This is a genomic window from Sphingorhabdus sp. 109, assembly GCF_902506555.1.
In the GTDB taxonomy this organism is placed as follows: Bacteria; Pseudomonadota; Alphaproteobacteria; order Sphingomonadales; family Sphingomonadaceae; genus Parasphingorhabdus.
The window spans coordinates 2,474,240-2,494,878 of the sequence record NZ_LR732707.1 but is presented as its reverse complement, the minus strand read 5'-3'; the positions used below and the strand labels follow the sequence as shown (position 1 = coordinate 2,494,878).

General features: G+C 55.7%; 16 protein-coding genes. 7 read left to right on the top strand and 9 right to left on the bottom strand.

Features of this window, described 5'->3' with window-relative positions; all coding sequences use genetic code 11:
- Positions 1-98: 98 nt before the first annotated feature.
- Positions 99-467 (bottom strand): c-type cytochrome, encoded by a 369-nt coding sequence (locus BOSE62_RS11710; protein WP_159646414.1) that lies wholly within the window; start codon positions 465-467, stop codon positions 99-101.
- 422 nt (positions 468-889) lie between these two features.
- On the opposite strand from BOSE62_RS11710, the gene BOSE62_RS11705 reads away from it, so the two are divergent.
- The 3 genes from BOSE62_RS11705 to BOSE62_RS11695 all read left to right on the top strand — a co-directional run bounded on the left by BOSE62_RS11705 (position 890) and on the right by BOSE62_RS11695 (position 5,812).
- Complete coding sequence (locus BOSE62_RS11705; RefSeq protein WP_159646411.1) at positions 890-3,361, top strand: TonB-dependent receptor; 2,472 nt, start codon at positions 890-892, stop codon at positions 3,359-3,361.
- 93 nt (positions 3,362-3,454) lie between these two features.
- Positions 3,455-4,924, top strand: coding sequence for a flavin monoamine oxidase family protein (locus tag BOSE62_RS11700; protein ID WP_159646407.1), 1,470 nt, complete (start codon positions 3,455-3,457; stop codon positions 4,922-4,924).
- A 39-nt stretch (positions 4,925-4,963) separates the two neighbouring features.
- Positions 4,964-5,812: a hypothetical protein gene (locus BOSE62_RS11695; protein ID WP_159646405.1), complete on the top strand. Its 849-nt coding sequence runs from the start codon at positions 4,964-4,966 to the stop codon at positions 5,810-5,812.
- 109 nt (positions 5,813-5,921) lie between these two features.
- On the opposite strand, the gene BOSE62_RS11690 is transcribed toward BOSE62_RS11695, so the two are convergent.
- The gene (locus BOSE62_RS11690; protein ID WP_159646402.1) at positions 5,922-7,532 is read right to left on the bottom strand and encodes a GMC family oxidoreductase; all 1,611 of its coding nucleotides are present in this window, start codon (positions 7,530-7,532) and stop codon (positions 5,922-5,924) included.
- Between the two features lie 243 nt (positions 7,533-7,775).
- On the opposite strand from BOSE62_RS11690, the gene BOSE62_RS11685 reads away from it, so the two are divergent.
- Positions 7,776-8,930 carry a class I SAM-dependent methyltransferase gene (locus tag BOSE62_RS11685; protein WP_159646399.1) on the top strand — a complete coding sequence of 385 codons (1,155 nt, stop codon included), beginning with the start codon at positions 7,776-7,778 and terminating at the stop codon, positions 8,928-8,930.
- Positions 8,931-9,142: 212 nt separating this feature from the next.
- Here the strand turns inward: BOSE62_RS11685 and BOSE62_RS11680 are convergent, their stop codons facing one another.
- Both BOSE62_RS11680 and BOSE62_RS11675 read right to left on the bottom strand, forming a co-directional pair.
- Positions 9,143-10,342: a DUF1330 domain-containing protein gene (locus BOSE62_RS11680; protein ID WP_159646396.1), complete on the bottom strand. Its 1,200-nt coding sequence runs from the start codon at positions 10,340-10,342 to the stop codon at positions 9,143-9,145.
- 146 nt (positions 10,343-10,488) lie between these two features.
- The gene (locus BOSE62_RS11675) at positions 10,489-11,658 is read right to left on the bottom strand and encodes a class I SAM-dependent methyltransferase (protein ID WP_159646393.1); all 1,170 of its coding nucleotides are present in this window, start codon (positions 11,656-11,658) and stop codon (positions 10,489-10,491) included.
- Positions 11,659-11,957: 299 nt separating this feature from the next.
- On the opposite strand from BOSE62_RS11675, the gene BOSE62_RS11670 reads away from it, so the two are divergent.
- Entirely contained in the window at positions 11,958-12,899 is a 942-nt protein-coding gene (locus BOSE62_RS11670; protein ID WP_159646390.1) for an alpha/beta fold hydrolase, read from the top strand.
- A gap of 39 nt (positions 12,900-12,938) precedes the next feature.
- Here BOSE62_RS11670 and BOSE62_RS11665 read toward each other — a convergent pair whose 3' ends face one another.
- Positions 12,939-14,588 (bottom strand): GMC family oxidoreductase, encoded by a 1,650-nt coding sequence (locus tag BOSE62_RS11665; protein WP_159646387.1) that lies wholly within the window; start codon positions 14,586-14,588, stop codon positions 12,939-12,941.
- Between the two features lie 173 nt (positions 14,589-14,761).
- Positions 14,762-15,559 (bottom strand): crotonase/enoyl-CoA hydratase family protein, encoded by a 798-nt coding sequence (locus BOSE62_RS11660; RefSeq protein ID WP_159646384.1) that lies wholly within the window; start codon positions 15,557-15,559, stop codon positions 14,762-14,764.
- A gap of 298 nt (positions 15,560-15,857) precedes the next feature.
- Between BOSE62_RS11660 and BOSE62_RS11655 the strand changes: the two genes are divergently transcribed.
- The gene (locus BOSE62_RS11655) at positions 15,858-16,664 is read left to right on the top strand and encodes an IclR family transcriptional regulator domain-containing protein (protein WP_159646381.1); all 807 of its coding nucleotides are present in this window, start codon (positions 15,858-15,860) and stop codon (positions 16,662-16,664) included.
- Here BOSE62_RS11655 and BOSE62_RS11650 read toward each other — a convergent pair.
- The 3 genes from BOSE62_RS11650 to BOSE62_RS11640 form a co-directional block, all read right to left on the bottom strand.
- Positions 16,646-17,269, bottom strand: a complete 624-nt coding sequence (locus BOSE62_RS11650) for an isochorismatase family protein (RefSeq protein WP_159646378.1) — start codon at positions 17,267-17,269, stop codon at positions 16,646-16,648. The two genes, BOSE62_RS11655 and BOSE62_RS11650, sit on opposite strands and share 19 nt — an antisense overlap.
- A 124-nt stretch (positions 17,270-17,393) precedes the next feature.
- Positions 17,394-18,161, bottom strand: coding sequence for a maleate cis-trans isomerase family protein (locus BOSE62_RS11645; protein WP_159646375.1), 768 nt, complete (start codon positions 18,159-18,161; stop codon positions 17,394-17,396).
- Positions 18,162-18,215: 54 nt separating this feature from the next.
- Positions 18,216-18,896 carry an isochorismatase family protein gene (locus tag BOSE62_RS11640; RefSeq protein ID WP_159646372.1) on the bottom strand — a complete coding sequence of 227 codons (681 nt, stop codon included), beginning with the start codon at positions 18,894-18,896 and terminating at the stop codon, positions 18,216-18,218.
- Between the two features lie 421 nt (positions 18,897-19,317).
- On the opposite strand from BOSE62_RS11640, the gene BOSE62_RS11635 reads away from it, so the two are divergent.
- Positions 19,318-20,511, top strand: a complete 1,194-nt coding sequence (locus tag BOSE62_RS11635) for an FAD-dependent oxidoreductase (protein WP_159646369.1) — start codon at positions 19,318-19,320, stop codon at positions 20,509-20,511.
- Positions 20,512-20,639 lie beyond the last annotated feature (128 nt).

Genomic DNA, 20,639 nt, shown 5'->3' with positions numbered 1-20,639 from the left:
GATTGCGCTCCGATCATCCGGCAACAGCGGCAGGAGCAAAGTCCGGTTTTATCTAAAATCGCAGGTGTCTAGTGATCGCGCTAATGCCAGACAGGCAGCTAGCGGGTTTTCTCTTTCAGATATTTGATCAGAAGCGCGCGCTTGCTGGCGTCTGTCATTCCGGCATAGTTCATCCGGTGCCCCTTGAGCAGGTCATTCGGTTTTTTGATCCATTGATCCAGTTCGGCATCATTCCAGACAATGCCTGACGTTGTCAGGGCTTTTGAATATTTGAATCCCGGGCGGGTGGCAGCCTTGGCATTTATGAATCCGTGCAGATTTGGTCCTAGCTTGTGCGGCTCATTTTTTTTCAGCGTGTGGCAGGCTCGGCATTGAAACCAGAGCCGGTCACCCTGGCTCAGTTTTGGAGCAGCCGCATTTGACCGCTCTGCGGCCAAACCGCCAAAACTGATCAGGGCAATTGCCATGCTGGCGACCAATGTTCCTCGGACAACTGTCCTTGTTTTCCGGTTTGTCAATTTCATGGGTAATAACTCCTATGGCTCTATATGTGCGTTCACGGTTTTAATCCGTCCGCTGGTATCAGCCTCGCAATGCAGGCATTTTCTGCCATAAAGTATGGAAAAACTTACGTTTTAACTTCCAGGCTAAAAATGCGCGTGAATGATGTCGGCTCAGCTTTCTCCGTCTGGATGGGTTGGTGCCGGTCTTCTGCAAATAGATGCTTCGGTCACGGTTATAAAAATCGCCAATAACTGCAAATAGGCAATCCCTATCAACCCATTGATGTAATGGAATTGCCACAATCTGGCATCTTTGGCAGTCAAAACGCTCCAGGGAATAACCATACCGCAAAAAATTTCGGTGTGGACAATACGGGGAATTATACATGCCAAAACAAGCCAAGAGTTCCAGCCTTCTCAACAGCGTTGCATTGATCACATTGCTGACCCCCGCGGTTGCGGTGACTTCGATTGTTCCCGCATTCGCGCAAACAGCTGTGGAAGCTCAGGACGCTAACGATGTCATCGTTGTTACCGCGCGCGGTCGAGAAGAAAGCGTGATCGAGGTGCCGGTTGCCATATCGGTTCTGTCGCAAGATCAGCTGGATGCTGCAGGTGTGAGCGATATCCAGAACATGTCGGATTATACGCCAGGTTTCAAATTCCAGAATTCTGACGGTCAGGCCGGCGGTCGTTCGAGTTCAGCGCTGCAGTTTCGCGGTATTTCGCAGCAGGTAGATAGCGCCGCTTCCCGAACCGGTGCTGTCTTCTATGACGGCTCCTATGTTTCTCAGGGCATCGGCTTCATTCCGATGATTGATCTGGAACGCGTCGAGGTCATCAAGGGACCGCAAAATGCTTATTTTGCGCGTAACACCTTTTCCGGCGCTGTGAACTTTGTGCCAAAGGAACCGGGCGACGAACTGGAAGTGAACACCGAGCTTGAAATCGGTATCGGCACTGGCAGGGGCGAACAGGTCAGCTATCGTGGCGTCGCGGCTATTGGCGGTCCGGTTACCGATACGATCGGCTTGCGTGTGGCCACCACCTATGAGCGGAAAGGCGCCGATTATCAGTATGTGAACGGCGATCCGAACGGCGAAGAGAATAATTTTGCCATCTTCGGCACTGCCGTATTCGAAGTCACACCGACATTCCGGGTAAAAGCCACAGGCTATTATGTCGATTCCGAAGATACGTCCAACGCACAGAGCGTCAACGCGACGGTTGCTCCCGGTGATTGTAACCTGATTTACAGCGGCAGTTCCATCAACGGGCTCACCGGCGAGCTGACCCCCTTCACCACGGACCTGAGCCAGAGTACGCAAACGATCTTCTGCGGAAGCATTCCTGACGCGTCCGTGTTCGAAGCTTCTGCGACGGGCCAAACCGGCAATGTTTCACTCAATCCGGATATGGCGGGCTTTACCAGCCTGATGCCCGACGGTCTCGGCAACGAATATGGCGCCTGGCGCGCCAATCTGAGCTTTGACTGGGAACTGGGCTCGGGCCATATTGTCAAAGGCCTCGCGTCGCGCGGTGAAGCGGAACTGGTTGGCGTCCAAGATTTCTTCTACGGGGAAACCGGTGATCCAACCGCGGAATCCACTTTCATTTTCCCCTCGGCTCTCGGCAACTGGACGCAGGATACATTCTTCGAAGCGCGCGTTGCCTCTGATCGGGCAAAAAGGCTCCGTTACGAGTTGGGTGTCAGCTATTACGAGCAGAAATATCGCAACGGCAATGCCTTCAGCACCAACTTTCAGGACAATGAAGCCATCGGAATTTTCGGTACTGTCGATTTCGACATAACCGAGGAACTGACAATTTCGGCCGAAGGGCGCTGGGTGGATGACAAACAGACTCTGGTTTATGTCGGTGCACCTGGTGTCGCAGCCGGCAATCCGAACGCGCTGGCTACGATTGACGCGCAGAATGCATATAATGACTTCATGCCCAGGGTGATTTTGTCTTATTCCCCACATTCCGATCTCAATATCTATGCCAGCTGGTCGGAAAGTTCCCTGAATTCGGTTGCAACCAACGCCACCGACTTCTCGAGAATTACTCAGGATGCCGGTCTTGACCTTCTGCCGGATCCATCTGTCATTGGCGATTTTACCGGTATCCAGCGGCTCACAAGCTATGAATTCGGCGTCAAGCAACGTCTCGCTGACTGGCTCAGCTACAGTATCGCCGCATATTATATGGAATGGGACAACCAGCCCTTCGCCAATTCGTTTGTGCTAAGCACGACCAGCGCCACAACGCTGAATCTGGATGGCAATTCGGAATATAAGGGTATTGATTTCGAAATCACACTGAAGCCGTTCGACGGGTTCCAGCTCATGGGTAGCGTTGGCTGGGTCGATGCCGAACTGAAGGAACTGGGTGCCGCTGGCAGTGTAACAACGCAAGTGCTCTGCCCTGGTACGTCTGCTCTGACAAACGGACCGATCTGTACGGCTTTCGCAACGACTTCTTCGATTTCGGGTGGCGGTAACCAACCGGCAAATGTCTCGGAATGGACTGGTGCTGTCAGTGCTTCATATGCTTTCCCGATCCCGACTGGTGATCTCTACGTTCGTGCTGATGCCCTCTATCTTGGAGAACGCTATCAGGACAATTTTGCCTATAACAAGATTGACGATAGCTGGAGAGTGAACCTGCGCGCCGGTGCGGATGTAACGGAAAATTTCCGGGTGGAAGCATTTGTGGAAAATCTCTTTCAGGACAAAACCCTGTCCGCGGCCGGCAACACCGGCATCGCTTTCGGGGCGGCAAATACCGGCCGCAAGGCCTTTGCGACCCTGCCCGAAAAGCGGGAAGTTGGATTCAGGCTGATGGCCAACTTCTAAACCTGACCCAAGAGGCAGGCGGCCCGTTCTTCTGGCCGCCTGTCCTTTTGCCATAGCCTGCCTTGCGGGCAGCGAAAGAAGCGAGAACAAGCCATGAAACTGAACCGTCGCCAATTTGTTTCCAACTCCGCATTTGTCGCCGCTGCAACTGTACAGGCTGCATCATTGCCCAAAAGCGCGATGGCATCGGTTGCTGAAAAAGCCGACGTCGTAGTCATCGGTGCCGGCTATTCCGGTCTGAACGCCGCTATAATGCTGAAAGATGCGGGCTATAATGTCACTGTTCTGGAGGCTTCTGACAGAATCGGCGGCCGTGCCTTTACCGGCGATCATATCGAAGGCCGTCCCGAGCTTGGTGCCAATCAGATTGGCCCGCAATATGCCCGTGTGCGGGATATGGCCCGACGCTTGGGCGTTGAACTCAGCCATGGCGCGAACTTGAATGCGCCATTCACATTTTCCATCGGCGGTAAACTTGTCCGTAACCAAGATTGGGCCCAATCCGAACTGAACAAGACGGTAGGGGCGGAACGCGAATTGCTGCCGACTCAGCTCATGAGCAGTTTTCTCGTCAAAAACGATCCGTTTCACAATAGCAGCGAGTGGCTGGAACAGGCTGCCCGCGCTCACGATATTTCCCTCGGACAATGGTTGCAGCGCTTCGGTGCTTCCCCGGCGGCGATCCGGTTGATCAGTGAAGGACTGATCGCACCCGATCTGTGGAGCGCCTCCGCACTCGATCAGTTGCAGGGCATTCCCCGCAACTTTACAGAATTTAAGGCGCAGACCAGCGATAGCGTAAAGGGCGACTCCCATGAGCAGGCAGCCGTCGTCAGCTCCCGCGTGGTCGGCGGCACACAGCGTTTGCCAGAAGCCATGGCTGCGTATCTTGGCGATTCCGTTCAACGCAACAAGGCGGTCGCGCGGATCGAAATGAACGGCACGAAAGCCGAGGTCACCTGTCTCGACGGAACGCGCTATGAGTCGAGCTTTGTTGTTTCGGCTGTCCCTCTGACTGTATTGCGCCGGATCTCGATCTATCCGCATCTCGCTGGTGATCAGCGGGAAGCGGTGATGATGACTCCTTATGCCAACACCACATTCATCTACATGAACGTGAACCGGCCGTTCTGGGAAGATGACGGCATGGACGCCTCTTTGTGGACCGACGGACCGATCAATCTGGTCCGGCAAGCGTTCGACTATGACGGCACCCGGGACAGGCTGGTCGCCTTGTCGACCGGTCTGAAGGCAAACCGGCTCGATCAGCTTCCGCACAAAGAACGTGGCGAGTTTGTCATCCGCGAAATCGAGCGGTTGCGCCCTTCGACGGTCGGTGCGCTTGAAGTCAGCGGTATCCACTCCTGGGCCGAGCAGCCCTTTAACGCCGGTTGCAGCGGAGCGCTGCCGGCTGGCAATACGCTGCGATACGCGCAGGCCCTGGTCAAACCGCATGACCGGCTTCATTTTGCCGGCGAGCATACGAAGCGGCTTGAAGTAGGCATGGAATCCGCCATGGAATCGGGCGAGCGCGCTGCCCTCGAAATTTTTGACCGCAGCTAGCACCGGTTGCCCGGTTTCCGTTTGAAAGGACAGCAGGATATGCATAAATCTTTGACCATGAAAGCCGCAACCCGATATGTTCCGCTAGCATTGCTTGCCGCTCTCGGCGGCGGCATTGCTGCGGCCGCAGAGACGCATGAGGCGACCGATTCGGGCGCAAATCTGCAGCGGCTTTACCGTGGCACAACCGTCTGTACCGCGCCTGACGGCAAGAATTGCGGCACAGATTACTGGAATCTTTTCGTTCAAAAAGACGGGTCGCGAGTCCTTCAGGTCGCATCTGAGACAGCTAGAGCCGGCGAAGTTCGGCATGCGACGATCGTCATCGAAGCGGATGGAATTGCCCGTGAGGCCTTCATGCACAATCGGTCTATGAGCGGGGCGCTGGGGTCTGCCTATGTAGTGCAGACCGACGCGGGTGTGGATCAGGCCGTTCACGCAACCGAGGCCCTGAAAACCCCCACGGACGGTATCGAACTATCTTCTGTGTCTTCCGACAAGAGCCTGAAAGAGCGGTCGATCGGCACAGGGCCGGTTGTCGCGGATGGCTCTCATTTTCTTAATTATGACATCGCCGCGGCGGGCGATCAAGCGCGTGAAGTCTTCTGGATGGGGGGCTCGTTCGGCGGCACCATGGCCGGAAGTTTCCGGCCGACGACCTACACGCTGGTCGGCGAGGAATCGATTGCAATGCCGCAGGGCTATGAGATTCCCACGGACCATTTCCGGATGGCAAGCGGTTCGGAAGTCTGGCTAACCAAAGGCAGCCGGATCGTGGTCCGCGCCGATGTCCGCTTCGGTCCCGGTCCGGCACTCAGATATGAGCTGACAGAGTTGAACGTGACGCCGTTTGGCCCGACTCAGACAGCGAAACCCGAAGCAAAATAACAATCGCTATACCATCGGAAATCCGGGGATGGATTTCCGCCATTTGTCCGGCAATCCAGGTGCGTTCTGCCTGGAATATATCCCGTCCGGGGCATGCCGGGGCACTATGTCAGCCATTCCGCAAAATAAGATCCGCCGCTTTTGCCCCGATCATCATGGCTGGTGCGTTGGTGTTACCGCTGGTGATGCGCGGCATGATCGAAGCGTCCGCCACACGGAGCCGGCCAACTCCCCGAACCCGCAGGTCAGCGTCCACGACGCTGTCCGGTCCGGAACCCATCGCGCACGTGCTGGTTACGTGAAAGACCGGGCCGGCCGCTGCGCGGAAAAGCGCGCGCCAGTCGGCATCGCTATCGACTTGTGGCCCGGGGAACTGCTCCGCCTTTGCATATGGCTTCATCGAGGGTGCCTCGAACAGCTTCCGTACCCATTCGCATGCAGCTTGCAAACGTGCCGAATCCCGGTCGTCGCTCAAAAGCCTGGGGAAAATCAGAGGTGCGTCTGTGGCTGAAGCGCTTTTCAGTCTGATTTCCCCGCGACTGTCCGGATGACAGACCGTCGGCACACACATCATGGCCGGCGAGGCCATCGGCACGACCTCCTGCCCCTCGATGGAATAGCCGAGCGGTGTAAACAGCACCTGCACATCCGGCGTGGCTTCCTGCGGCCCGGACCGGATGAACGCCGTGGCCTGGGCCGGCGGGCTGGCCGCTGCACCCGTGCCGTCGATCAGAAATCTCAGACCGTTCCGGACGATTCCCATTAGATTATAGTCCTGGTTCACGGTGCGTACGGTGTCGACGACCTCCTGAACGACCCAGATTCCGGAATGCTCCTGCAGGTTCTGGCCGACACTGGGAAGATTTTCGACGACATCGATGCCGCGTTCCCGGAGATGGTCGCCCGGACCGATACCCGATAACATCAGCAACTGTGGCGATCCAATCGCTCCCGCACTCAGGATCACTTCCTGCCGTGCCCGCAGCGACTTGGTAGCCCCGTTGCTGGAATAGGTTATACCGCGCGCGATCTTGTCTTCGATATCGATCTTGCGGACCAGCGCATTGACGATCAGGTGGACATTTTTTCGCTTCAGGGCTCGACGCAGAAATGCTTTTGACGCGCTTTGCCGCCAGCCCCGCTTCTGGGTGACCTGTACTATCGACGCCCCTTCCTGGTTCGCGCCATTATAGTCCGCTATGGCCGGAATACCTGTTTCGGAAGCGGCGGCAACAAAAGCGGAGCTCAGAATATGCGGCTTGCGCAGCTCTTCTACGTGTAACGGCCCGTCCGCGCCCCGCAAACCATCGTCTGAAACGCCGGTGTAACTTTCAAGTTCCCGGAAATAGGGCAGCACGTCGTCATAGGACCATCCGGCATTTCCCTGCGCCGCCCAGGCGTCATAGTCTTCCGCTTGCCCTCTGACCCACAGCTGGCCATTGGTGGAGCTGCTGCCGCCGACCACTTTTCCGCGAGGCCAGGCATCAGTGCGTTGGTCGCGGGTCGGATCGGGCTCGGACATGTAGCACCAGTCGAAATCCGGATTGCCGGATGCTTTCATGGCGCCCGCCGGAATTTTCACGATCAAAGAGGAGTCAGGGCCACCGGCTTCGACTACAGCCACCGTATAACGGCCATTATGTGAAAGCCTGTCCGCGAGCACACACCCGGCAGAGCCGGCACCAACTATGATGTAGTCAAATTCGTCGGTTGCTTTCATGACGTCTTCCGCTCGTTTCGAGATAGGTTGCAAGATAAGCGAGGCTATGGATCGGGACCCTGTATTGTCCAATCGAACCCTTCAATTGCTCAATAGTAATTTGCATATAGGCCAGCGCCTTATCCTGACGTATAAAATATATCAGAACGCAGATTTGCTGTGTGGCTTACTCGTCGGGAATCTGCGGGTTCAGATTGGACGGTAAGAGTGATCATTAGCGATGCCAGAACCGGAAGGTGAAAAATGAACAAGCCAGTGCATGACATGTATCCCGAAGCCAATCATGATGAACTATCGCAGCAAGCCTTCTTGCGCAGCTTCATGGTACATCTTTACGAGAAAGTGATGCCGGGCAATGACATTCTTTATCATGAGAAGATCGTTCCACAGTTTGAAAAAGAGCTCGGCAGACCGCCGGAAACCCGTAAGGAAGTCCGCGAAGCACTGAACGAGCAGCCGTTCAACCAGATGTGGAGTTCGCTGATGCGGACCAGTCAGGAAATGATGTATCACACGGTCCGGCCAAGCATCGAGCGGCAAATGCCGGCGCTAAAGGAAAAAGCTGCCAGGCTCGACAATGCGGTTGGTTCGCTGACGCTGGATCCGGATCTGGAAATTCCTGATTATCACACGCATGCAGACATTCACTGCAAGCCCGGTGGCTATCATACAAAGACGGAAGACGGCGATTTCCTGGCTGGCGCGGAGTTCGATCGGACCGTCAATGTCTATTTTCACGGCAAAACCGGTCCGCTTGCCGATGATATGGGGCTTTCCCTAGCGACATGGATCAAAGAAAATTTCCCCGACCTGCATCCCAAATCGATACTGGATATGGGCTGTACCATCGGCCACAGTTCTGTGCCGTATCTTGATATTTTCCCCGGTGCTGAAATGCACGCGCTGGATGTGGCAGCGCCTTGTCTCGAATATGGTCATTATCGTGCGAAATCGCTCGGTAAGCCGGTCCATTTTACCCAGCAAAATGCGGAAAAGACCAATTTCCCGGACGCATCCTTCGATCTCGTTGTATCGCATATCCTGATGCACGAGACATCCCACAAGGCTCTCAAGAATATTGTCGATGAATGCCATCGCCTTCTCAAGCCGGGTGGTGTGATGATCCATATGGATGTGGTTGGCGCAACCGACCCGTTCGGCCAGTATCTGTGCGAATGGAATGCGCATTATAACAATGAACCCTATATGGGCGGCCTGCAGGATGAAAATTTGGCCGGGCTTTATGCCGACGCCGGTTTTCCCGAACAGAATTTCTTCATGGAGCAGATCGAAAGCGTTCACTTGCCCAAGACGATGCCGGAAATCATGAAGGCCAAAAAAGCCAAGGGTGTGGTTATCGGTATCGGTTACTACACTATCGTCGGCACACAGAAATAGACTCTGCTTTTTACGATCCGGCCATTGACTGGAAAAGCGGCCCGGGCAGAAATGTCCGGGCCGTTTTTCGGTGCGCTGGCTAGACGCAGAATGATCGATGCAAGAAACCTGACAGCCGGCGGCAGGCACAATTATCCCGTCAGTGAACGGACGCAGTAGCCCGCAGCCGCAAGGCGGCGCCGACAATTGTGACGGAGTCTGGCGCTATCTATTCAGGGTTTGAGGAAAATTTTGCCGCGGACGCGCCCATATTTCAACAGATGCAAGGCAGTGTTCACTTCCGCTAACGGCAGCGTGGCGGCCACGCGCGGCGCTGGTAAATCCGGATGTCGAGCCATCAGATCCGATAGCTGACCGCCATCGGGTTGCGCGGAATAGCGAATGGCTTGCGCTGAGGCCGATCTAGCCCGCTCTTCATCAACTGGCTGGACGATCGAAACCAGCGTCGCTCCTTTGGCGAGACTGCGATAAGCGGTCTCGATTATCGGGCCGCCGGCCGCATCCAGCACAAAGTCATACCGGCCTTCTGCTGCCTCTTGCGGAGTGACTACATTCCCGCCCAAGGCGGTGACATGATCCGCGTTGCCGGGCGAGCAAATGGCATCAACGCTCTCTGCGATATGGCCCAGAAGCTTGGTGGCGATCGATCCGACGCTACCGGAGGCGCCGATCACCAATGCCCGTTTAACAGCGCCAGGATGAAGCTTGATAGCCTGATGGGCGGTGAGCAGCGGTACATTGAACGCTGCAGCCTGCTCGTCCGGTATTGCATCGGGTACCAGAGCGCATTGGCTGGCAGAAACATCCACCTTGTTCGCGAACCAGCCACCCCGTACCAGACTGGAAAATGCCATCACGCGCTGGCCGGGGCGAAACCCCACAACATCAGTGCCCACCGCTTCAATGATACCAACGCCTTCGGCACCGGGTGTGTAGGGGAAGGCGAAAGGAAGTGCAGCCAATATGCCAGCCTGGATTTTCCAGTCGACCGGGTTAAGCGAAATCAGCGTAGGCTGGATTCGCAGATCATCTGGCCCGAGCTCCGGCATCGCCGAAGTTACGGGTTCCAGCACGACATCGTCCCCGAAGCGGGGAATTTGGTAGCCTGTCCGATGGCTGGTCGCGCTGTCGGTGTTTACATAGCCGATCGATGATTTTGCGCTGCGTTGCCTGAGCGGTTTCAGGGCTGCATATTCCGGGGAGTTGTAGAAACGCTCCAAAGCCGCTTCACTGGCAAATTCGATCATGACGAACCGGCTGCGCAGGTCGTCGCCTTCCAATGCCGTGAGAGGCAGCCCTTTGACTAAATATTTCCCGCCTGCCGCCTCCACCAGTGAAGGGTTGAGCGACCGGTAAAGATCGAAAGTCTTTGAATCTTCTACGTCGATGGTAGCAATGAAATAAGCGGCCATGTTTCTGTCCCTTGGCTATAATTGCCCCGATACTTCGCGGTTCGTCCCACTCATTTCCGCAGAATCGTGCGGGAATCTGTGCGCGGTCGCGATTCTGGGCGTGCAGTGCTTTGCCGGATTAATCACAGAGTCTGCCGTTCACCGGCCTAGCTCGCTTTCTTCGCTCCGAAGATATGGCGCTCCGTACCGATCAGATGGGTGTAATCGAGCGAGCCGGTTTCCGGCTTGTCAAAACCGATCGGCACGAATTCGACGAACCGTTCCGCTTCGCTGAAGCCGGCGTCGCGCAGCACCTCGTTCATGTCCAGATCGTTCATCTTGCCGATGAACGGTTCGTGATTGTTCACGCTGTCCCAGTCGGTCAGATATTGCTGCAGCGGGGTTTTCTTCGAAAATGGCAACATCTCGAGATGGACGGTCAGGCCGCCCGGCTTCAGCAACCGCCGGCATTCCGTCATGATATTGGTGAGCGCCTTGGTCGACGTTTCGTGTATCATGATATGGGAAACAATCAGGTCGAAGCTTTCGTCTTCAAAATTGGTGCGTTCGGCATTTTGCTGAGCGAAATGGACGGCCTTGCCCATGGATTTTGCGCGGGCGTGCCCATAGCGGACCAGCGGAGCACTAAGGTCAATAGCGTGGATTTCCGCGTCGGGGAAGAGTTCAGTATAGGGCAATGTGCTGTGCCCGACCGAGCAGCCGATATCGAGGATTCTGAGCGGTTTGAAATCAGGATATTTCCACTCGACATAATGGCCGAGCATCTTGCCGACATCGTCATTGTAGCGGCCCATACCGCCCATCATATAGACATGGATACTCTGCTCGTAGGCAGCACCGGCCGTGACATCATCCTCGACTATTTCCGTGTGATAGCCGCCAGGCTGGGTGTGATTGTCCACCCGGTCGCTATAGGGCGGAATTTCAAAGTCAGGATCGATGGCCAGGGAACCGGGTCCCTGTGTCTTTTTGAACTGCTGGAACTTGCTGTTCAGTTCCTCTGCCTGACGATCGACGCAGCGGTATACGGCGTTCCACATCAACTCCTGGGTCGTGCGCAGCATCGCCGACCACATCTGGTGATAGCCGTCCTTTTCCAGATAGGGTTTCACTTCGTTGCGATGTTCCGCCGGGCGTCCGAGATCTTTTTCAATCTCTCTGGAAATCCGCGCATCGTAAACCAGCTTGTGGCCCGGTGTCAGTTGCGAGGTGATCAACCGCCGCAGGCTGCGAACGTAACCCAGCGCCGAGGCCTCGTCATGTGTCGTCTGAGGCATCATTTCATGCTGGCCGCACAGTAAAGTATTTTCTGACATAATAAGGGTCCACAATATTTGGAGATCAGACAAGACTGATCGATGACGATGACTTTCACGATAGGTTCGGCGCAGGCAGAACAATTATCATGATTACGTTGATCATAAAGATACGGGATGGGCTGCCGGCTCAAATCCAAAATAGCTATCAGCGGATAGAAAGAAACTTATGGATTGTCTCTTGTGCTTGCCCTTTCATCGGCTCTGGTCCCGATAAAGGCAGGAACGACAGCTATTTCAGTCTGGTGGACAGACATATAGCCTGATGTTTACAGGCCCTGCAGACAGGAGCGATCGAAATGAAGCTGGTAAATCTATTCAGAATTATTGCGATGGCCTGTACGCTCGCTATCATACAAATTCCGCTCGCGGCCGCATCTGCCGAAACGCTCTATGTTGAGGGCGAAGGGGGCGTGCCGCTGGCGGTTACGGTCACAGGGCCGGAGGATGGACCCGCCATAATTTTCCTGCACGGGCTTGGCATGGGAACCGCGAGCTTTACACCCCAGTTTGAATCCAGTCTTGCCGAGCGTTTTCGAATGGTCGCTTTCGATCTTCGTGGTCATGGTATGTCGGGTAAACCGTGGCAGGCCGAAGCTTATACCGATCCCAAGATATGGGCTGCGGATATCGAGAAAGTGATCAAAGCCACGAAGCTTCACAGACCCGTAATAGTGGGATGGTCTTACGGGACCTTGGTCGCTGCCGACTATCTGCGCGAATATGGGCGTGGAAATATCTCGGGTCTGGTAATGATAGGAGCATTGGGCGGATTCATTCCGTTTTCGCCACCCGCTGGTGGTCCCGATCCCGAGCTTCTCGCCCAATTGATGAAATTACAGGAGCTGCGGAAAAGCGATGCCTTCGAAGACCAGCTTGCCGCAGTTGAGCTGTTCATGCCGATGTTGACGGCGAACGAGCCGCCAGCAGACTGGATTGAAGAAGCCCGAATTCTGGGCATGATGGTGCCGGCTTATGCGCAAGGGGCGCTTCGCAAACATCCATCCGACAATATCGACCTCGTTCCGCTGCTCGGGGAAATGCCGGCACTGATACTGCACGGCAGTGAGGATCCGTCCGTCTCTCCTGCCGCGCTGGCGGCCCTTTTGCAAAGCGCTCCGACCGTAAAGTCCCGCGCTTTCGAAAATGCCGGTCATTCCCCGTTCGCGGAACAGCCCGACGCCTTCAATGATGAGCTGGCAAAATTTGTCCTCGCCTATTGGAGCGCGCAGGCACAATAAGCTTGGCAATAGATCGGCAGACGAAGAAATCGCGAAAGGTCAGATTTTCTCCATTATGATATCCGAGGCGCATTCGGCGAGAGCCATCACGGCAGCATTTGTCATTGCCTGCGGTATGGACGGGAAAGCGGAAGCGTCGACCACCCGTAGGCGATCGATACCATGTACCCTGCAAGCGCTGTCAAGCACCGCCATTTCATCGCTGGCCCGCCCCATCGCACAAGTGGAAACCGGGTGAAAAAATGGAGACGCAACCCTGCGGACATGAGCTGCAAGGCCCTTGCGATCCGTAACCTCGGGGCCGGGGTATAATTCTTTCGAAATCCAGCCGTGCAATGGCCTTGCAGCAGCGATTTCGCGCGCGATTTCAAATCCGTCAACCAGCGCTTCGACATCGGCTTCATGGGTCAAATAGCCCGGGTCAATCCTGGCCGGGTCCCTCGTGTCCGCGCTGGTAATGGATATACTGCCCCTGCTTTTCGGATGGGTCATGGCCGGCACGAAGGCGAAGCTATCGGGTGGCGGGGGGCCAAAATCCGGACTGACAAAGGGGATGCTGAGGCCCATGATCATTAGATCGGACCAGCCCGGAGATTGCCGGCTCTGTGCGACCACCATCGACTCGCAGTGGTTGTGGGCGGATGCTGGAAGTGGCCTGTCCGACTGAAACAGCAAGCCCGGCGCAAGCAGATGGTCCGCAAGATTCTGGCCCACTCCGGGCAGATGATGGACGACCGGAACGCCGGCTTCTGCAAGCTGGCCCTTGTCGCCGATGCCAGAGAGCAATAGCAACCGTGGTGAATCAAAGGCTCCTGCGCTGAGGATCGTTTCCCGCCTTGCCGTCAAAATCTTGTGCTGGCCGGAAATGGTAACCGCCACGGCCTCGCAGCAACCCTTGACCACCTGCAGCTTGTTCACCATCGCGCCGGTAACCACCGTGAGGTTCCTGCGATCCGACACCGGGTCGAGATAGGCGGATGACGCGGTGTGCCGCATCCCATCCTTGATGCTCAGTTGCGACCAGACGCTTCCGTCGGCCCGCGCGCCGTTCCAGTCGGGATTGGCAGGATGTCCGGCTGCAACCCCGGCCGCAAAAATGGCCTGTGCCAGCGCTGTTGTGTTTTCAACGCGGCCCAGTTCGAGTACGCTGAGAGGCCCGTCGCCGCCGCGATATTCGCTTGCTCCGCTCGATGCAGTTTCCAGTTTCCGGAAATATTTGAGCATCGATGCGAAGGCCCAGCGCTGATCGCCTGTCTGCTGTGCCCATTGATCATACGCCTGGGCGGGACCCCGCTGAAATCCCATGGCATTGATCAATGTCGAACCGCCCAGGCCCTTGCCGCGAGGCTGGGCTACCGACCGGCCGTTCAGGCCGGACTGGGTGGTAGACTGATAATCCCAATCATAAGCTCCGCCGGCCAATCCCGGCCAGGCTGGAGGAAAGGAGACTTCTGCGTCCGAAACTCTCTGACCGGCTTCGAGCAGCAGGACACGGTGCTCCGGATTGGCGGACAGGCGGTTGGCGAGCACGCATCCTGCCGAGCCGGCACCGATGACGATATAGTCCCAGTTTTCTGATATGTCGGTGTCCGTGTGCATGGCATAGCTTGGAGACGTGCCCAGCGCAGTGACACCTCCGCCAACAGCAATGCCGCGCAGGATGTTTCGACGATTATGGTGGGTTGGCATATTGAGTCCGATCGTTGCTGGGCACACAGATAGAATCTTGCAGGATATGGCGCAGAGCCTTCGTCGGTGTCAGGCTAGATTGGGTTGACACCGTCCGCAAAGCGCAGGCCATCAACTCTTCGACTGGCGATCAATCCGGAAACGCGCGAAAATATCGACGGGTGCTCCAGCGGCTAAGCTCCGGCAAATTTGGCGGTTCGCTTTTCGATAAGCGCCGAGACTCCTTCGATATGATCGTCGGTCAGGTGGGACAGGGCTTGGGTTGCGGCGCTCATTTCCAGCATCGTATCATAGTCGACCTTGCGCCCTTGTCGAAGCAGCATTTTCGTCATGCGCAGCGCATGGGGAGGCTGGCTGGCAATTTTCTGGCCCAGAGCGATCGCGCTATCGAGCAATTCCTCATCCGGCGTGATGCGGCTGACCAGCCCCCAATCCAGCGCCGTCCCGGCATCGATGACATCGCCGGTATAGAAAAGCTCGGCGGCACGGCTCATACCGATGATGCGGGGCAATAGCCACGCGCCGCCATCGCCGGGGATGATGCCTATCTTGAGGAAGGTGACGCCGAATTTTGCCTTTTCCGATGCAATCCGGATGTCGGCAAGGCAGGCAAGATCGCAGCCCAGACCGATGGCCGGGCCATTGACTGCTGCAATGACCGGAACATCCAGCGTTTCGAGCGCCCGCAGGATCAAATGAATATTGCCGCGATAGCCTTGTCGGATCTGGGTACCATCGCCGGCAAAATTGCCCTCGCGGGCAAGCATCGCCTTCACATCGCCACCCGCGGAAAACGCCTTTCCCCCGCCGGTCAGAATGACGCAACGGATCGATTGGTCCATATTGATGGAATCGCAGGCTTCGCGGAACGCGGTACCATCGCCGTCCACGCCGAGAGCATTCATCGTCGCAGCTCGATCGAGTGTGAGAATGGCAATATGGTCACGGCGTTCGATTTTCAATAATGGCATTTCAACTTCCTTCATATGTTGAGCAATGTCGCGCTCTCGCGACGTCTTGTTTTCACGTCGAGGTGCACCTCTTCTCGATCCTCGACTGTCCTGCCGATGATGGCGCACAAGCGCCGCCAAACCGGATTTGAGAGGTTCTGTATTCAGGCTAATAAGGTCATGGCTCCGTTCTCCGGACTTGCGTCTCTATTCACGCGCTATCGTGCCGGAAAAGCCCAGTGTCTCTCATCTATCCGCACAGCGGATTGCTTTTGGCAGGCATTTGGCTAGATATGGATTCAGAACAGGAACAGCAGATATGGCAAAACAGACTTTTGATCGCGGCGTGCCGATTAGGGCGATCAGCAGGGGGCTCGCCGTTATTCAGGCTACGAACCGCATCGGTCCGATTTCTATGATGGAAATTTCGCGAGCCGCGAATATCCCTTATCCGACGGCCTGCCGGATCGTGCAGACCCTGATCCACGAAGGCTTTATCGAGCGAGAACCCGCGCGCAAGCGGTACCGGGTGACGGGGCTCGTGCAAACCCTGTCCACGGGCTTCCAATCGGAAGATGAACTGGTCACGGTGGCCCGCAAACATATTGTCGCGCTGACGGATAAGTTAAACTGGCCGATTTCGCTAGCGACGCGCGTCGGTACCAGTATGATGGTGCGCGATTCGACCCATGGGCTGACCTCGCTGACATTTACCAACTATTATCCTGGATATACGCTGCCGATATCCGAATGCGCGACGGGCAAGGCCTATATTGCTCACTGCGATGACGAGGAGCGGGACGCGATCATCGAGGGGTGGAAAATGACCGACAATGACACGTCCAAAGTGGGTCTTTTGCTGGTTCGCGATGATTCCATTCTCGGCGAGATTCGCCAAAACGGCTATGCCATTCATAATCGCAACACCTATACGGCCGATGATGGGAAGACATCCTCTATTGCCGTTCCGATCATGCAGGAAAACGGGACAATTGCCGGTTCAATCGGCCTGATCTATTTTGCCTCCGCGATGAATGCCAGCAAAGCGGCCGAGTTGTTCCTGAGCGATCTTCAGGCCACGGCCGCCAATATCGCCCGGGATCTCGCTCAGATTGAGGATAAATAGCCTTTTGCGTCATCAAGAGACAGAATCTCGGCATATTTTGCGCCGATATCGAACAGATTGGCTTTTTGAACAGCAGGATCGCGGTCTCCGCAAGCTTCGCTGACGACTATTGGAACGAAGCCATTCTGCAATGCATCCAGTGCGCTGGCGCGGACACAGCCTGAGGTCGAGAAGCCGGAAACGATGCAACTGTCCACACCCATGGCGGTTAATGTGGCGGCCAGAGATGTCCCGAAAAAGGCGCTGGGATACTGCTTGGTGACAATGACATCCCCTGCTTCGGGTTGCAGCCGCGGATCAAATTCTGCCATCGGTTCACCTTTCTGGAACAGGGACAGCGCCGCGACTTTCTTGTAGAACAGACCGCCATCGCCGCCGCCGGGCATATATTCCACACGGGTGAAAATAACAGGAATGCCAGCGTCGCGGGCGGCCTTGGTCAGTTCAATATTGGCAAGAAACGCGCTTTCGTCACCCAGATAAAGCGGCGATGCGGAGTCGATGTAGGCGCGGGCCAGATCGATCAGCACCAGGGCCGGACGGTTGCCAAGTTCCAGCTTGCCGCAAAAGCCTGCCGTTTGATAATTGTCTTCCAATTCACTCATTCAAGCCTCCTGAAAATCGCGCCCGGCCTTATCTTCACCCGATGCATCCAGCGTGCATCCATTTTTTTGCAGATATGCCGACATGATCAAAATGTCAGACCTCTGGGCCTTTTGTTTCCTGCTGCTAAAATTCCTCGAGCAATCTGCCGAACCCGACCACCCGATCATCAATTTCATTCTGCCGCAAGGCGTTCCAGTAGGTGGCGGTGTTGATAGCGATAACCGGCTTGCCAAGATAGGTCTCTGCAGCCGCGGCAAGCCGGGTCATCGACAGATTGGTGCCAACCTGCACCAAGGCATCGACATCATCGCCGTCGAGTTCCTTTAGCTTTTCGCGCAATATTTCTGTCGAAACCTGGGCAATGGAGGTCCAGCTCGGGCAACGCAGACAAATATCACGAACGGTTTCAATACCGTAATCCGACATGAAATTTGCAACCTGTCGGTTGGCCGACGGATAATAGGGTGAAATCACAGCAATTTTTTTCACGCCGCCATAGGCGTTAAATGCTTCGATCAACGACTGCGAACCCGTGCACAGTTGAAGACCGGCCTCGGCTTCGATATTTTCACGCCATTGTTCCGCGCCCCTTGCACCACCATAGAATGTGACGGCGGACATGCCCATCACCAGATAGTCGGGGTTGCAGGTCAGAACGCCGCGTACGGCGTCGAGCGTATTGTTCGATATCTCAAGCGTCCCCGCCATGAAGGTTTCGTCGGAGATCGCTTGCGCGTCCTCGACCACGATCCTGCTATAATGGTTGGTGACGCCATATACGCGCATATCGTCGAAGTCAGGCTGCACCACGGTATTGGTCGAGGGGCCGAGCACGCCGAACAGTTTTCTGTGGCCGAGGGCGTCGGGGTTTGGGCGCGGTTTCAAAGACATAATATCCTCCAATTGGTATCGCTGGGGAGCGGACTTTACAGTCCCCAGAACTATCTATTGCGCTTCCAGCCAGTCGATTACGGTCTGCACCGGTTCGACATCGGCATATTTGATCTGCAGATCCGTCAGATTGGCAAAATGATAACTCTCGTGCTTGTCAGCGCAGGTTTCGATCGGGACGATGGTGCGGTAGCCATGGCTTAATGCATCAACCGCCGTCGCGCGTACACAGCCGGACGTGGAGCCGCCGGTGACCACGACTGTATCGACTTTGTGCCAGGTCAGATAACTTGCCAAAGAGGTTTCGAAGAAGGCGCTGGGCATGCGTTTTGTATATTGGAGGTCATTCGGCGCGACCTCGCAGCGGGGGTCCAGTTTATGCCGCTCGCTGTCATATTTTATGTTCTGAAGGGAATCTTCCGTATCGGTCCGGGTCCCCCAGACACCGGCATCAGCAGCATCTTCCTTATAGGCTACGCGGCTCCAGATTACCGGCATTTCGTGCGACCGGGCGAGGGAAGATATGCGATTGATATAGTCGATTTGATGCGGATCCGTTTCATAAGCGGTCTTGAACATGTCGGTGCGGGTATAGGCCTGTTGTACATCTACATTGACGATGGCCAGCTTGTCGCCGAATCCAAATTTGTTACGTGCCGGATTACTGATAAGCTGTTCGAAAATTTCACGAGCCGTCCGGCCGTCCTCAACCATTTTTGTGCCAATCAGTGTCATCGCCAAATCCTTGTTTTTTCCCTGCTCGGGATTGGTGTTTTCATTGCGGGCTGCAACGGGGCTGCCGTCAGATGCCATGAAACGGAATGGAACACTGTTTCTGCAATAGCGGTAAAAGCGGCAAGTGAAGCTGCCAACATAATCGCAGAGCGGGTAGCGCGCGGTTTCTGGCTGCGGTTGCTTCGACTGGGAAGCAGCTTGGTCCCCTCCGTCATGCAAATCATGGACAGACTGACCGGCCCGGTTTTCCGGGCAGCGGATTTCCCGTTGCGGCTCCCTCCTGCGGGGCCATGTTGTCCCGCCACTGACCGTGCCAACTCACTAATTGTACCGACAGGCGGTTAAATATCGGGAACATCTCGCGCTCTTTTCTCTGCTCGCGCATGACCGCCGTTCAAGCAATGAAAAACGGACATGATAAATGAAGAAAACAGATGTCGTTATAGTTGGCGCTGGACCTGTGGGTTGTGTGGCGGGCTACTATTTGGCGCGGAGGGGTGTTGAGGTCACCGTGATTGATGCCGGAGACGCCGGGACCCAGGATCTGCGAGCTTCGACTTTCCATCCGTCAACGCTCGAGATGCTGGATACGCTTGGTATCGCAGACGAACTGATAGAGATGGGTTTGAAAGCCCCTGTTTTCCAGTGGCGCGAGCGCAGCGGTGGTGAAGCCTTCCGTTTCGATTTATCCGAACTCGCGGACATCACCCGATTCCCGTTCCGCATACAATGCGAGCAATATCATCTGGCGCGCATGCTGGCCGAACGGATCGAGGCAGAGCCGAAAGCAACCGTGCTGTTCAATCACCGGATGCTCGGTTATCGCCAGAACGAGAATAGCGTCGAAGTCAGCATAGAAACGCCGTATGATATTCTGAATATCGAGGCGCAATATGTGTTTGGTGCGGACGGAGCGAACAGTGTTGTTCGCAAGCTTATGGGAGCCGAGTTTGAAGGCTTTACCTATCCCGAAAAATTTCTCTGCCTGACCAGTGCCGAACCGCTGGAAGATCATATCCCCGGCCTTGATTATGTGAATTATGTGTCGGACCCCATGGAATGGCTTGTGTTGCTGCGGGTTCCCTCGCTGTGGCGAGTGCTCGTTCCGGCGACCGAGAGCGAGGCGGACAGCTATCTTGTTTCCGATGCCAAAAAAGAAAAGGTATTCTCGGGATTGATCGGCAAGCCAGATGTGACGACCGAACACCGGACAATTTATCGGGTGCATCAGCGAGTTGCAAAGAATTTGCGTGACAATCGCGTGATGATCATCGGTGATGCGGCACATCTGAACAATCCGCTTGGCGGGCTGGGGATGAATAGCGGCATCCATGATGCGTTCAACCTGTGCCCCAAAATGATCGAAATTCTGCACGGCCGGGGAGATGCGGACGCGCTATTGAATCAATTTAATGATGAACGGTTGAGCGCGACCATAGAACTGGTTCAGGCGCAAACCATCCAGAATATGGAATTCATGAAAGAGGGTGACAGCGAGCAGCATCGACTACGCAAGGACGCAATGCGCAAACTGGTCGATGATCCGGTCAAGCGCCGCAGCTATATGATCCGCCAATCGATGTTGCCAAGCGATCGTACCTCGCTACCAGCCTAGCGCTATAGCCAGCCGACGGACGAGATGCGCCAGCAGGCGGCGCCCCGGGCTCAAGCTGGCCGCAGATCAGGCCCGGTAGAGGCTGGATCATTCAACCGGGTGCTGTCGACAGCGTCGTTATTCGCCTG